Raw genomic sequence first — 14,008 nt, 5'->3', positions numbered from 1 at the left:
ATTTAAATTCTTTCACGGTGATAAATACTATACCTTTTTCTAAATAAAGTAAAGTATAATATACTGTAATATAGTTTATTTTGACTCGAAAAGGTATGTTATAATTTATTAAATATTATAAAAAGTTAAGTATAAATATAAAAGGAGTGAATAAATATGAGTTCAAATAAGGATGAAACACAACAATTGATTCAATTTGTGGGAACGAAACTTCGTGAACTAAGAAAGGAACAAAAATTAAGTTTAGAGGACTTGGCAGCTAAAACAGGAGTAAGTAAATTAACACTAGGTAACATTGAACGTGGTGAAACAAACCCTACATTAGGAATGATATGGAAAGTTGCGAATGGTCTTTCAGTACCTTTAATGGCGCTATTAAAACCGGAAAATAATATCAATATTTTACGTGCGGGACAAGGACCAAAATTATTTGGAAATGATCAAGAGTGGGTAATTGAGCCCTTATTTAATGACGTTAGAGGAAGTACGGAAATGTATCGTGCATACTTAAAACCTCGTTGTAAGTATGAACCTGAAGCCCATCATCCAGGAGCTATAGAAATTGCGACGGTTATGGCAGGAGAAGTCGAAATAACGATAGGAGAGTCATCCTATACACTTAATAAGTTTGACTCAATTCAATTTGTTGCGAGCGAAAAGCACTCTTACACAAACTTAACAGATGAACAGGCCGTACTCCATTTAGCGATAAATTATAAATGATTGATGTACATAATTGTATAGATAAAATTGGCTGTATGAATATCATCGTAAAAATAAATAAGGGTATACTGTTAATACATTAACCGTGAGAGGCTGTGACGTATGAAAAGATCACTTACTATGGTGTGTAGTTTACTAATTGCGATGGTACTAATATTTACATTGAGTCCTTTAACAATGCATGCTGAAACGAAAAAAGCAGTGACGGTAAAGACTCACAAATTTATGTTTAATAACAATATAAAATACCCGCAAATAAGTGGTATGAAGAATAAAAAACGACAAAAACAAATCAATTTAAACTTCAAAAAATTAGCTAAGCAAGATTATAAAGAACGAAAGAAGATACTAAAAAGATACGACAAAGATCGAAAAGAACTTGGGTTATCAAAAAAAGAGTATGCTCCATATGAGTACAAAACTTTTTTTACAGTCAAATACAATCAGAATAACAAAGTTAGTATCGTGAAAACAAAGTATTACTATACTGGCGGTGCGCATGGTGAGTATTACAGTGAAAGCTATAATTATAATACGAACTCTGGTAAAGAAGTGACACTGAAACAAAATTTCAAAACCACTGCTGCATATAAAAAAGCGGCTACTTGCACAGTGAAGAAAATCCTTACCGATAAAGAAAAATACCCATTAGCTGATAAAAATTTGAATTTAACTTTGACGCCTTATTATTGGACGAATTCAAAATCAGGGATTAATCTCATTTTCCAAATATACGAAATCGCTCCTTATTCATCTGGTCAAATAGAATTACCAATGGAAACAACATGTGAATAGGAGTTAGTAAATTTATATTGATGTTGAATTATTTAAAACTAAAAGCCATTTAATCACTGTATATGATTAAAGGGCTTTTAAAATTATTTTTTTCAATAAATGCACATTATATCTTTTCTTGGAGCAATTTTATAAATTTACTCACTGCTGGAGACATATAACGATTCTTCATATGAACAATACCTAATTGGATAAAAGAAAAGTTTGCAATATTCAAATCAATTGTAATCATAGAAGATTCAATCATTCCACCATGATCTTGAAAAGAGTAATCCAAGCCAAATGTTAGTGCACCGTCTTTAACAGCATTATGAATTGCAACGGTATTATTCGTATTAAAGAGGACATCAGGTTTACCATAGCGGGCAATGATGTTGTTTAAGTACCATAAGATAAAATCATCGCGATAAACAACGAGTGGATATTGAAGCAGCTGTTCAGGGGTGATGCTTTTTTGCATTGCTAATGGTGAATCAGAAGAAACACCTACGACCAATTTACAATCACGAAGCTTTTCAATGGTAAGACCATTTAGTTTATCGAGTACTTTTTCATACAAAATGAGGACGCCAATATCAATTCGATCTTGTAGTAAATCTGAGAGAATATCCTTTGAACCACCTTCGAAAATATCTATGTCTACTTTTGGGTACACCTTCTTAAAATTAGAAACAGCACTTACAAATAGGTGCATAGGGCTTGGAATTGTCGCAATACGCAATTGTCCGGTAAGCTCATTTTGTAGATTTTCCACTTCTGATTCCATTTCTTTCATAAGCTGAATAATTTGATTTGCTTTTTCTAGTATCTTCTTTCCTTCCTCAGTCGGGACAGTACCTTGGCGAGAACGGTGGAAAATAGTAATTTGTAGCTCATTTTCTAATGTAGATAACGACTGACTAACAGCAGAAAGCGTCACATGTAGTTTCTCTGAAGCCTTTGTCAAAGATCCACAGTTCGCAATTTCAACTATGTACTCCAATTGCTCTAATTTCAAATTCTGCACATCCTTAAGAATTATTAAAGTTAGATTAAATATAATTAAATTTTACTAAAACAATAGGAGTGTTACAATAATGCCATATTACACAAGTACTAATTGAGGAAGAGGGTAAAAACAATGAAATTAGAAAATAAAGTAGCAGTAGTAACTGGTGGAGCAAGTGGTATTGGTGAAGCAACTGTCCGTTTATTTGCACAAGAAGGCGCAAAAGTAGTCATTGCCGATTTCTCTGAACGTGGCGAAGAAGTAGTTGCGGATTTAAAAGCACAAGGATTTGAAGCTTTATTTGTAAAAACAGATGTGACAAGTGAAGAAGACGTCAAAAACATGGTAGCTAAAACAGTTGAAACTTTTGGATCATTAGATGTCATGTATGCAAATGCGGGAATTGCTCAGGATGGACCGATTCACGAACTATCAGTAGAAAAATGGCAAAAAACAATCGACATCAACTTATCTGGTATTTTCTTAAGTGATAAATTTGCTATTGAACAAATGCTAAAACAAGAAAATCGAGGCGTAATCGTTAACTGTGGATCGATTCATAGCCATGCAGGTAAAGCGGGCGTAACTGCTTACGCATCAGCAAAAGGTGGCGTTAAACTGTTAACCCAATCTCTTAGCCTAGATTACGCTAAAGAAGGTATCCGCGTAAATGCAGTATGCCCAGGTTACATCGATACACCACTTATTAAAGGACGAAACGAAGCAACTAACCAACATTTAATCGCTCTACATCCAATGGGCCGCCTTGGCACACCAGAAGAAGTAGCAAAAGCAGTACTATTCCTAGCAAGTGAAGATTCTTCATTTGTAACAGGTACGACATTATTAGTTGATGGTGGATATACTGCACAATAACAATCGATGATATAAATACTAAAACGTAGTTATGAAGAAATGATTTAATGTTTCTTTTGACTACGTTTTTCTGTGTGCATATATGAAAAGAGGCGCCTAATTGTCGCTAACCGACTTATTAAATCTTGTAATTGTATCGTGTGCATTCTTATTTCCTTCTAAATCTTCTGCAGGTTTCATCTTTGAATAAAAAATAAATTTGATACACAAGCATTTGTTTTAAAGTTTTCCCAGGATTAAGTGATTAATAAATGAATAAATAGGACTCCAAGAGACGAAAAAATAAGTATTTCTCGAAATTGATTCTGTGTCCCTCCGTCTATACTCAAACTTAGATCTCTCAAGGCTGAGCAAACAAACAATTAGTTTATCTTAACCTAAGCAACATAAGTGTTTTTGTAATTTTTTCTAATTTATTGAGTGCGGTGTAAGTATAAGAATTCTCTAATTTCTCTATTCTAAATTGAAAAAATTGTGAGGTCACATAAGGAAAACCATCGTAGTAAATAAAGTTCGTTTAAAAGCCGTTATCAGTAGTCCAAGAAAACTATACATTGAATTTATAACATTCAAAAATAAACCCCAATCATATAATAAAAAAATGAAAATAAAGGTATGATTTTACTAAAAATTAATAATAACAAATTACATATTTATTAATACCTAGTGATTAATGAGACTAATTTAAAGTTTTGTATAGTCCAATTAGATTATATAGGGTAAAATTATTAATAATCTAATAGAAACCGTTTGTTTTAAGATGGGGGGTACATATGCAAAATTTGAATTCTTATATCAATCAACATGATTTATCAAAGATAATGTACAGCTTCCAAAAAAACTATAATACGGTAGGGGATAGTAATGCTACAGTAATATTACGATTAAAAGATATGGTAACAGGGATTAAAAATCAGTTTTTTGAAGATATCAAATTTAAAACTAAACAACTAAAAATATAATAGAAGTTTTTTTGAATTAATACTTGCAACTCGCAGGGACATTCTGTTATTAAAGCGGTGTTATCTTATTTCATTTTCAGTGTATAAGCAGGCTTTTGAATTGCTAAAGTTTTTAGATAGAACGACAATGCCTAATACAAGTAACTTATATGCTGCAATCACAAGTTTTGCAGATGTTATTAAAGCTCTAATAGCAAAAGAGCCTCTTGAAAAATAGCCTTTAATTATGAAAGAGTAGGTGGATATTAAGTTGACAACCTTAGATGAAAAACATAGCTATAATCTATTCCCTTCTATCGATAATATATCTACGCCGACAAAAATGGATGAAGCTACTTTAGAAAGCTTTTGGGAAGTTTTCATTGTTCATTACGAACTAGAAATACATAAATTTAGCTACGAGTTAATCAAAACTATGGTTCGTTATAATCCAGACGGTGCATTAAAAAATATGAAAATTTTATTTAGGGCTTTAGGCCAAGCACGTCTGAATTACTTAGCGGAAGAAAAGTCTATGGAGATAGATGAGGCGTTTATAGACGATAAAAAGTTTGCTCTAGTAGCAACGGAACAACTATGGGAAACGATGTACAGCATATATGGTTTGTCAGTTTCAGAGTATCAAGAGGCAAAGGCAATCCTAAAATTAATAAAGCATGAACAAGTACCTAAAAATATTTTATTAGCGGGCTTTAATTCCTTTGAAAAGCTTGTTACTGAATTGTTTTATGCTGTTAAAAAGCAGCAAAGTATAGAGCGTATATTTAATTCGAATTTTGCTTCACAGGAAGTGAAAGAGCTGCAAATAAAAAACACAAAAGAGATAAAACAAAATCCAAACCAAAATGAAAGCTTCCAAGATCATATTTTATCTTTACAATTAGAAGAGTCTCAATTATCGACAAAAAATGAAGTTTTAGAAGAAAGTGCAGCGACTACTTTGATAGAAGAGCGCAGTGCGGAATTGATTAATATTATGAGTGGAAATTTAACTCCTGAAACAATCGTGAATAGTGTGCCTGAAAACCAGCCAATCAAATTTGGATCGATGTTCCTTCAAAAAATAAAAGGTTTACAAAAATCTTCGAATGAAACGGTAGTTAATGCAAATGAGCTCGGAGATTTTCAAAACTATATGCATATAGAAAGAAAAATTGAACGGGATACGGTAGAAATGCTGAAGGAAATGCAGTCCGCAAGTAGCCCGCAGTTACTATTGCTTCTTGGTAGTGTAGGGGATGGGAAAAGCCACCTTTTAGCTTATTTAAAGTCGACCAAGCCAGAACTTTTTGAAAATGTATATATTCATAATGATGCTACGGAATCACATTCACGTACACGCCCTGCAGAGGAAACATTAGAAAGAATTCTTGCACCTTTTGAGGATGGTCAAGAACCAAAACAACACATTGTCATAGCTATTAATTATGGTAAACTGCATAATTTTTATTTAATGCAGGAAGAAAAGGAGAAATTCCAGTGTTTTAGAAGCTATATCGATTCACTGAATATCTTTAAAAATGTTAAGGATTCTAAAGCAAATCTTACTTTTGAAAATTTCCATACAGTCGATTTTTCGAAAGAGAAGTACTATAGCATTAATGAAAAAGGCGTGTATTCTGTATTTTTCACTAGTATTTTGGAGAAAATTGCAGCTCAAAATGAATCAAATGAAATTTACAAAGCCTGGCTTCTAGATAAAGAGAATAATAAATGGACGATTGCACATGAAAACTATGCTTTCGTTATGAACGAGCAAGTAAGAAAGCGTATTGTAGAAAAGCTAATTCATGTAATTATCCGAAATAAATTAATTGTTTCTACGCGTGAATTTTACAATTTAATTGTGGATTTAATTGTACCTCCAGAAATTTTATTAAGTCCTCAGAGTACGGCCTTCTCGTTGAATAATTCATTACCAAACTTATTATTTAATCATCCAGAGCGCTCTGCTATTTTGTTAGGGTTTAATGAATTAGATCCTGTGTTAATAAAAAATAGCTTGAATGATGAATTAATTGCAAGCATCTTTATGCATCCAAATTTAGAAATATACCTAAAGGATGCATTTCAAATTCAAGATCAAATTCCTTTTGATAACCATTGGAAAAATGCGATTGCTATTAACGAGCATTTAGAAGTAGCAGGCTTTGTTATTCGATTAAAGGAACTATTGAATGAAGAGGATGCAAACACTGATTTTAGTCATTTTATACGTTATTTATATGCATTCTTTAAGGGTGATGGTGATGTAATTGAGGAAGTATTTACAATACTTGAAAAGGTTGTTTTTCAGTGGAAGGGTTCTCCAAAAGAATCTTATGCTTATCTAACAAACAATCTTAAAAAGGAATTTCGTATGGCGATACCGATGGATTTAGATAGAACATTGGATCAAGAAGTATTTGGAAGTGTAGAAGATGGAGATATCCATGCGGCAAATCATTATATTACGATAGGTTTTAATGACATTAATTTTGAACTGGATCTCAAGCTATTTGAGATTTTAAGGCATGTAAGTAGTGGACGTAGACCGAATCTATACGAAGCTGGACAGGCCATTCAATTTGAAGATTTCTATAATAAAATTGTTAAATATTTTGAGGATAAGGAAAAGAAATTATTGCTTGTGCATGTTCAAACAAATTCATACTATGAAATTTCTAAGCCGAGGTTCTCTAAGGCGAAATTCGATGTAAAGAGGGTATAACATGACTTTTCAATTAGATACGCAAAAGATAAAAGATTTTGTTGAAAAAAACGGTGCCTATACGTATCGACGTCGAGCTAATACGTATGTGCTACCCTTACCTACACGTAAGCCAGAGCGTGCCAAATTTGAAAATGGTTATGTTGCGATTGTTGGGGCAACGTTACGTGTGCTCGATGGTGAAAATCTAGAATACGAGAAGAATGATGATTCAATAGACTCGATTATTGATGGCGGCAAGTTTGATTCTGCTGAAACCGAGGAAATGTTTAAGTTATTTATTGAAAATGAATTGAAGGATATTGAAAACTCGACTATTACGAGAGTCGAGCATTTTAAAAATATCCCGTTTATTGATCATAAAGATGAGAAAAAGGGTGAAATTGGTTTCTTTCATTTCTTTTATGATTTATATATTAGAGACAATGAAGAAGATTTCCAAGAGATCTTTAGTGAACTTAAGAGTGAAGATTTACTCAGTGAAATTATCCGTATTTCGGTTGAAAAGGAAAGTAAATCGTTTGTGAGAAAATATAAAATGCTCTTTCCAGGCTTGAAGGAACAATTTTTACAGGATGTTCGTACGCTTGCTTCAAACCCAGCATTTTTAATTCAGCACTTTGCTGATTTGGCATTACATTATACTTTTATTGCGATGGCGCAGATAGTTATTCAGACGAATAAGATCACATTTGCACAGACGGATAAATTACATCGCATTGTGTTTTTAAATATGAGTGAAAAAGGATCGAAACGACGTGATTTTTACAATGAAGGATTACGCCTACTACGTGAGGAAATTCGCACATTCTTCGCCCATGAACATACTTTAAATGTGCTAGGTAATAATACATTTATACAGGATGGAAATTGGTTCTATAAGGATTATGCTGATTTCTTTGAAAAGCAAGGACCGGATGCACAGACAGAGTTTATTCAATCCATTTATTATTGGATTAACGAAGAGTATGTACTATATTTCCCATCAACGCAGCGTATTACATATGAAGGGCAGGATTTACAAACTGCATTTAGAGATTTATATGATACCCTTCGAAAAAATGTGAAAGAGGAGATCAATTCACGTTATAGTGTAGCTTTCGAAACGATTGCTACACGTTTTTATCGAAAAGCGGGAGGCTCCTTAGGTAATATTTTGGCATTAAATTTAGACCAAATTATTGCATTAATTGCTGTTTCAGTAGGCCCGCGTGGTAATCAATTAGAGCTAAATAAGCTATGGATTGAATTAGAGGTTCGTGGCGTATTTTTCGATAAATATTCGAAAGAAGAAGTTGTTAAAATACTAGATAATTTAAACTATCTAGATAAAAAAAGTGATAGTGGGGATGCTCAATATGTCAAAGCCATTTTATAATCATGTAGCAGATCAACTGTCTGGTTATTTTGCTAGCGAAGCAAAACAGGGAATTGTAAATCGCTATTTTCTTTCATTGCCTTCTGAGGGATATGTAAAGGATGTACTAGATGCAGTAGCTACATTACCTGCAGCAACTACATTTTCTTATAAGCTTCCAGGTACATCCGAATCATATACTGCAGATGCATTACGATATGGTAAGCAAACGTATGTATTGGCCACAACTTTAGACGGAACGCATATTGATTTTCTTGTGACACTGCGAAATTTAATGAGTGAACAAAAAGGTGAATGGAAAAATACCTCTCTCGTTATAATATCCGACAATCTTCTTGATTCAATTCAGGGTGGTAGTAAGGATTTAACGTCAGAGGGTATGCCTTTGCATGTTAGTCAAATCGTCAATAATTTAGAAGAGCACGTTAAAAATAGTGCGTTAATAGGTAAGGATAAGGAAATTCTTTTATATTATTTAGCTGAAACTGAAGGTACGCACTATTTAAATCAGTCTTCATTCTTGGATTTTGAAGAGGTATTAACTTGGACAAATGGTTCTGAAATGCAGGATGATGATTATAAGGCACTTGGATATTTTAAAGATTTTGTGCTGACAGATTTAATCGATTCACGTGATATGGAAGTGGAGAATAGCGGTAAATACAAAAAAATTCAAAAAGAGATTGAAAAGCGACTAACGCAAAATGTTGAATTGTTTGACGAAGTATCTCGCCTTAGAGAACTTGGCAATGGTGAGGACCGATTAATTGATCTTTTTGATGATTTTGGAAAAAAGCTTTACAAAGATGATGATGGTATTGATTTAGCTGACATTTTAAAAGCAAAGGATAAGGTAGCGGACCGCAAAGATATCTTTCTTAAAGCAGATGAAATAGTAGTGCACCACAAAAAGACAAATACCAAAATCAAAACGTTTTGGCAAAAAAGTCCAAAGAAGCGTACGTATGAATTAATTATTTTTCATCCAGAATATGAGCCTTCAGAAGAGATAGAAGTAAAACTGCCGTTTAGTCGTTATACAAGTGACTCCTATATATTAAAGAGATCAGCTCAATTTGTTTCGTCAAAAGGGCAATCATTATACGCAAATATCGCATTAGAGGAAGGGAATATAACCTTCAAAAATATTTCATATCGTCATGAAAATATGACCTCAAGTGCCTTTACTTTCCGTATTATGGTGCTTAAGGAAGAACAAGAATGGCTAAGTCACTATGAATTAACTTATGGTCTAACTGCGGCTGGAAGACTTTCTTTAAATCTATCTGATGAAAATGTCATCTTAGGAGATGGTTCGAACCAAGTTGTCATTGAAAATGAAGCTGAGATTGTAATTGCAGAAGGCGACGGGGTAGAAATCTCCTTTAATCTAGGTTTATTAGATGATGATACATGTTCTATACAATTCGACATTTTGCACAATGGCTGTAAGTTACCGGTCATCGTTAGTGATGAAGTATTGAAAACGAAAGACATTACCTCTCAAAAAATTTGGCTGCGTAAGATAAATCTTAAAGAGACTTTTATTTTGTCTGACGAAGCAAAAAAAATAAATATTGGTCAGCAGCCATATAAAATTGCAGATGAAGAGCGTATGTTTTATTTAATAGAGCAGCAATGGCTAGAAAATAATATGCGAGCAGCAACGTATCACCTGCAAACTTTAACAGCCATGCCGATGGATTTGCCTGAAAAAATAGAACAAACCTATAATGCATTTTTACAAGCTATAGGTAAAAGAAAGTCGATTCCATCATTGACCTATTACGATGAAGAGCTTCGTAATGCGGCTAAGGCGTATATTGAAGCCTATTTAGAAGAGATTCAATCGATTAAGGATAATGACTATTTAACAAGCGCTCAAAAAAATCTTTTATATCTTGGTACACTACGACATGATAGCACTATTTATATGTCGCCTTTTTCTCCGTTGAATGTAGCGTACCAATTAGAAATAATCGCGGAAGTAGATGGTCAAATAGTCGATGAAAATATTTTAAAGCGTTTGAATCCATCATTCCTCTTACCGTATTTAGTTAGTCCTATAGATGACAACTATTTAAAGCCAGACTCCTTAAATGCACTTTCTGAATGGCATTGCTTCCAGCAACAAACGGAGGTACAAATTGGAGAAACTAATGCATATTTAGCAAATGTCATTCGTGAAAAGCTAAAGCAATTTATAATGTATTATGATTACTTATTTACGATTAGTAGTAAGCCTAAATTATATATAAATATTATTAACTTAACGAATGATCAGGAAATACTAAAGGGTATTTTAAAGTGGTTCAAGGATTGGATTACGCAAACAGGTTCATTATCAACGATGTTTGAATTAGAAGTAACAAGCTATGAACCAAACTTACATTTAATGAGTGCATTTGAATTATTTAATACACTAAATTCACCAGCAGAAGTGAAGGATATTTTTGATGTTGAGTGTGCGACAAAGCAATTTGACGCAGAGGATGTTTTATTAGAAATTCAAAAGCATTTAAGTTTCTCAAAAGTATCGATACTAGAGGAGCCACGCTATAGCCATTTAACATTCTATAAAATGCAAAATAAGGAGCAAATGTCTAAGCAAATTATGCAAAATGCCCCAAATGCAATGAATTTAAATGGATTATTTGTATCGCCTGTATCGCAGAGTACAGAAAATGGTGGCTATCGTATTGGCTTTGGTGTGGGATCTTCGGATATTAATCGAGCGCTTTTAACAAGATTTACTGCTTTAATTAATGAGCTAAGTGCTAACATGAAAAATGCCGGGAGGGATCCTTACAAAAAAGATAATGTTATTTCCCTTCATATCGACGAAGATGATGAGCACTATTTAAAAAAACTATATAGCAATACTACATGGTTGACATTTATTGATCCTGCTGTAGATTTACGCTATTTCCAAGAAAGTTCAGATAATCTAGTTATCGTCCATTACTCAGATCAGCTTTCTTCAAGCAGTAAATATGATGCCATCACAGTAACCGATAAATCTAAGCAGTATTTTAATGTTATTGATGGATTTCTTCAAACACAGGGAGTAAGCGTACCAGAAGAGAATATTGATCATATTATTAAATCATTTAACACATTTAATGGTGAATGGCTCTTACGCGCGGTTCAAAATCAAGGACATGATAAGCGTGAAAAAATTAGCATAGTTGCAGCAATAAAGCATGCTTTACTGTACTTTAACCAAACGAATATTTTATGGGTACCGATTTCGATGGAGGAAATTGTTCGTGTAGCGGGCAGTATTCGATTGAGTCGTAAAGATGGTATTTTCTCGGGAAAAACAATTGGTAAAACAGGCAACTGTAGTGATGATTTATTATTAATTGGGCTTGAGCAGGTGGAAAGTAATTTGAAACTTCATTTTTATCCTGTTGAAGTGAAAATCGGAATTAACAGTAATGATGTAATTGAAAAAGGCATTAAGCAAGTGAAGGAACTAAATACACGAATTAAAGATAATCTTATTCATGACCAAACATTTGATGCTAAGTTTTTACGTAATTTCTTTGCTCGTATGTTTATTATTAACGCAAATAAGATACGGGAAAATGATTTTTGGCCCGAGCAATCATATGTAATTGCTGAAGATGTTTTAGAAAAGCTACTGAATGATGACTTTACTATTAGTGATGAAATGGTTGCTGAACACGGTGTAGGCGCAATTATTTCTTTCAAAAAGAATTTAATTAATCCGACACGTAATCGAGATAATATGGTACTAATACATGAAATTCCAGAAAATGTAGCATATCGTTCACTTGGTGTTAGGATGGAGGATTTAAAGAACAATGATTTTAGTCTAGTGACTGAAGTTGAATTTAAAGAAGAAACTATTCAGCTTATTCCTTTACCCGCATTTATTGATGTAGATGAAGATCAATCGGAACAAGTAGTAGAACAGAAATCTCATGCGGATGACGGCTCCCAACAGTTGGAAGTAGTAGAAGAACCAATTACTGAGGAAATAAACGGTACTGTTCTGGAACCCCAAGCAATACAAAGCGATAGCATGGAGGCTGCAGAGTCTAAAGAGCTGTATCAAATGGATAGTGCACCAGTGAATGAGGTGAAATTTGATGAAAAATCAATAGTATTATCATCGGATTCGGTGTCACTTAGCCAATCACTAAAAAGAAATGAGCCACTCTTTGGTTATGATAGAGAGAAGCCGGTATATTGGGAGTATGGTTCTACATTACTGTCAAACAGGCATTTAGTTATTGGTGGCCGTTCTGGACAAGGAAAAACATACTTTATTCAATCGGTATTGAAACAGCTTGTGGAAAATGGACAATCTGCATTAATCGTAGACTTCTCTAGCAGTTATACGAGAAGCCAACTAAATCCGAAATTTTTAAATTTACTAGGAGATCGTTTGGAGGAGCGTATTGTCTATTATGAAGGCTTCCCAATAAATCCATTCCGTCGCAGAGAGAAAATCATTGCCGGCAAAAAGTTTGAGGAAAAGGTAACTGATACAGCCTCACGAATTCGAAATGTATTTGCATCAGTGTACAAACAATTTGGTGATCAGCAGCAAAGTGCCATTTATCGTTCAGCGAAGAAATGCATTGAGATGTATGGAGATAAGGCAAGTTTGGAGCTAATGCTAGAGGTGCTACAGGAATTACCTGACACGTCAGCCTCTGTTGTTGCCTCGATCGTTAGTAAATTGAATGTATTTGTTGATATTGATCCATTTGATTATGAAAATGAATTTACTTGGGACGATTATTTCACAGCTGACGGCAAAGTATTCGTTATTCAGTTTGAAGGATTTGATCAGGATGATATTAAAAAGCTGATGACTGAATTTATTCTATGGGATTTATTCTCCTTTGCTCAAAGTGGTAATGTAGACAAGCCATTACCAATTGTTTTAGATGAAGCGCAAAATCTAGACTTTGGAAGCAATTCGCCTTCTGAAAAGATTTTACGTGAGGGTAGAAAGTTTGGCTTGTCGGCATGGTTTGCTACTCAAACGTTTAGTAATTTCACGCAAGCAGAGCGTACAGTTTTAGAAAATGCAGCTACTTCGATTTTCTTTAAGCCAGCTGAGAGTGAATTAAGCTTAGTAGCGAGGAAAATGAATATTACAAATCAGGATGAATTGCGTTACCTGCAAAAGGGCGAATGCATTATTCAAGGTCAGTTTATGGAGGACGGTAATTTAAGTGAACCAAAATCCTTAAAGGTGAAAGTTCCAGAAATCAAATAAAAATTTATAAAGATTAAATACTTTTATGATTGGACAAGTTTTTTAATCAATCAAATCAGAGATACTAGTTAATGTCATTGAAGGTCAAAATCCTTTAAAATAGGATTTTGGCCTTTTTTGTCTACATCTATACTAACTCCTGATGATAAAAAGAATTATTTTATGTAGTAAGGTTTAAGAGATAAATGGGAAATGATTTATCGTTTATTCTAGTTTGATAAAATCACCTCTTTAGTTTTTCTAAGAGGTGATTTTTTATTGGATATATATGTTAAAATTAATGTATTATAACCAAATGAAAAAGAGGGAACTGTAA

General features: G+C 33.5%; 8 protein-coding genes. 7 read left to right on the top strand and 1 reads right to left on the bottom strand.

Features of this window, described 5'->3' with window-relative positions:
• Positions 1-156 precede the first annotated feature (156 nt).
• Complete coding sequence (locus BK137_RS00135; protein WP_038189780.1) at positions 157-723, top strand: helix-turn-helix domain-containing protein; 567 nt, start codon at positions 157-159, stop codon at positions 721-723.
• Positions 724-825: 102 nt separating this feature from the next.
• Positions 826-1,518, top strand: a complete 693-nt coding sequence (locus tag BK137_RS00130) for a DUF3298 and DUF4163 domain-containing protein (protein ID WP_038189778.1) — start codon at positions 826-828, stop codon at positions 1,516-1,518.
• 106 nt (positions 1,519-1,624) lie between these two features.
• Here BK137_RS00130 and BK137_RS00125 read toward each other — a convergent pair whose 3' ends face one another.
• Positions 1,625-2,515, bottom strand: a complete 891-nt coding sequence (locus tag BK137_RS00125) for a LysR family transcriptional regulator (RefSeq protein ID WP_038189775.1) — start codon at positions 2,513-2,515, stop codon at positions 1,625-1,627.
• Positions 2,516-2,638: 123 nt separating this feature from the next.
• Between BK137_RS00125 and BK137_RS00120 the strand changes: the two genes are divergently transcribed.
• From BK137_RS00120 to dptH, 5 genes are all read left to right on the top strand, one after another.
• Positions 2,639-3,382 carry an SDR family NAD(P)-dependent oxidoreductase gene (locus BK137_RS00120; RefSeq protein WP_038189773.1) on the top strand — a complete coding sequence of 248 codons (744 nt, stop codon included), beginning with the start codon at positions 2,639-2,641 and terminating at the stop codon, positions 3,380-3,382.
• Between the two features lie 773 nt (positions 3,383-4,155).
• Positions 4,156-4,344 carry a hypothetical protein gene (locus BK137_RS00115; protein ID WP_038189771.1) on the top strand — a complete coding sequence of 63 codons (189 nt, stop codon included), beginning with the start codon at positions 4,156-4,158 and terminating at the stop codon, positions 4,342-4,344.
• A 250-nt stretch (positions 4,345-4,594) separates the two neighbouring features.
• Positions 4,595-7,054, top strand: coding sequence for a DNA phosphorothioation-dependent restriction protein DptF (gene dptF, locus BK137_RS00110; RefSeq protein ID WP_051448830.1), 2,460 nt, complete (start codon positions 4,595-4,597; stop codon positions 7,052-7,054).
• Between the two features lies 1 nt (position 7,055).
• Complete coding sequence (dptG, locus tag BK137_RS00105; RefSeq protein WP_051448829.1) at positions 7,056-8,432, top strand: DNA phosphorothioation-dependent restriction protein DptG; 1,377 nt, start codon at positions 7,056-7,058, stop codon at positions 8,430-8,432.
• Positions 8,413-13,692 carry a DNA phosphorothioation-dependent restriction protein DptH gene (dptH, locus tag BK137_RS00100; RefSeq protein ID WP_038189768.1) on the top strand — a complete coding sequence of 1,760 codons (5,280 nt, stop codon included), beginning with the start codon at positions 8,413-8,415 and terminating at the stop codon, positions 13,690-13,692. The genes dptG and dptH overlap by 20 nt, the downstream gene beginning before the upstream one ends.
• The last annotated feature ends 316 nt before the right edge of the window (positions 13,693-14,008 follow it).

This window comes from Viridibacillus arenosi (genome assembly GCF_001955655.1).
Classification (GTDB): Bacteria; Bacillota; Bacilli; order Bacillales_A; family Planococcaceae; genus Viridibacillus; species Viridibacillus arenosi.
The sequence above is the reverse complement of the archived record's forward strand: the minus strand, read 5'-3'. Positions and strand labels throughout refer to the sequence as shown.

What these genes read in the sequence shown, in the direction of transcription:
- BK137_RS00120 (WP_038189773.1), top strand. Translation starts at nt 2,639, where the DNA reads ATGAAATTAGAAAATAAAGTAGCAGTAGTAACTGGTGGAGCAAGTGGT.
- dptH (WP_038189768.1), top strand. Translation starts at nt 8,413, where the DNA reads ATGTCAAAGCCATTTTATAATCATGTAGCAGATCAACTGTCTGGTTAT.
- BK137_RS00135 (WP_038189780.1), top strand. Translation starts at nt 157, where the DNA reads ATGAGTTCAAATAAGGATGAAACACAACAATTGATTCAATTTGTGGGA.
- BK137_RS00130 (WP_038189778.1), top strand. Translation starts at nt 826, where the DNA reads ATGAAAAGATCACTTACTATGGTGTGTAGTTTACTAATTGCGATGGTA.
- dptG (WP_051448829.1), top strand. Translation starts at nt 7,056, where the DNA reads ATGACTTTTCAATTAGATACGCAAAAGATAAAAGATTTTGTTGAAAAA.
- BK137_RS00115 (WP_038189771.1), top strand. Translation starts at nt 4,156, where the DNA reads ATGCAAAATTTGAATTCTTATATCAATCAACATGATTTATCAAAGATA.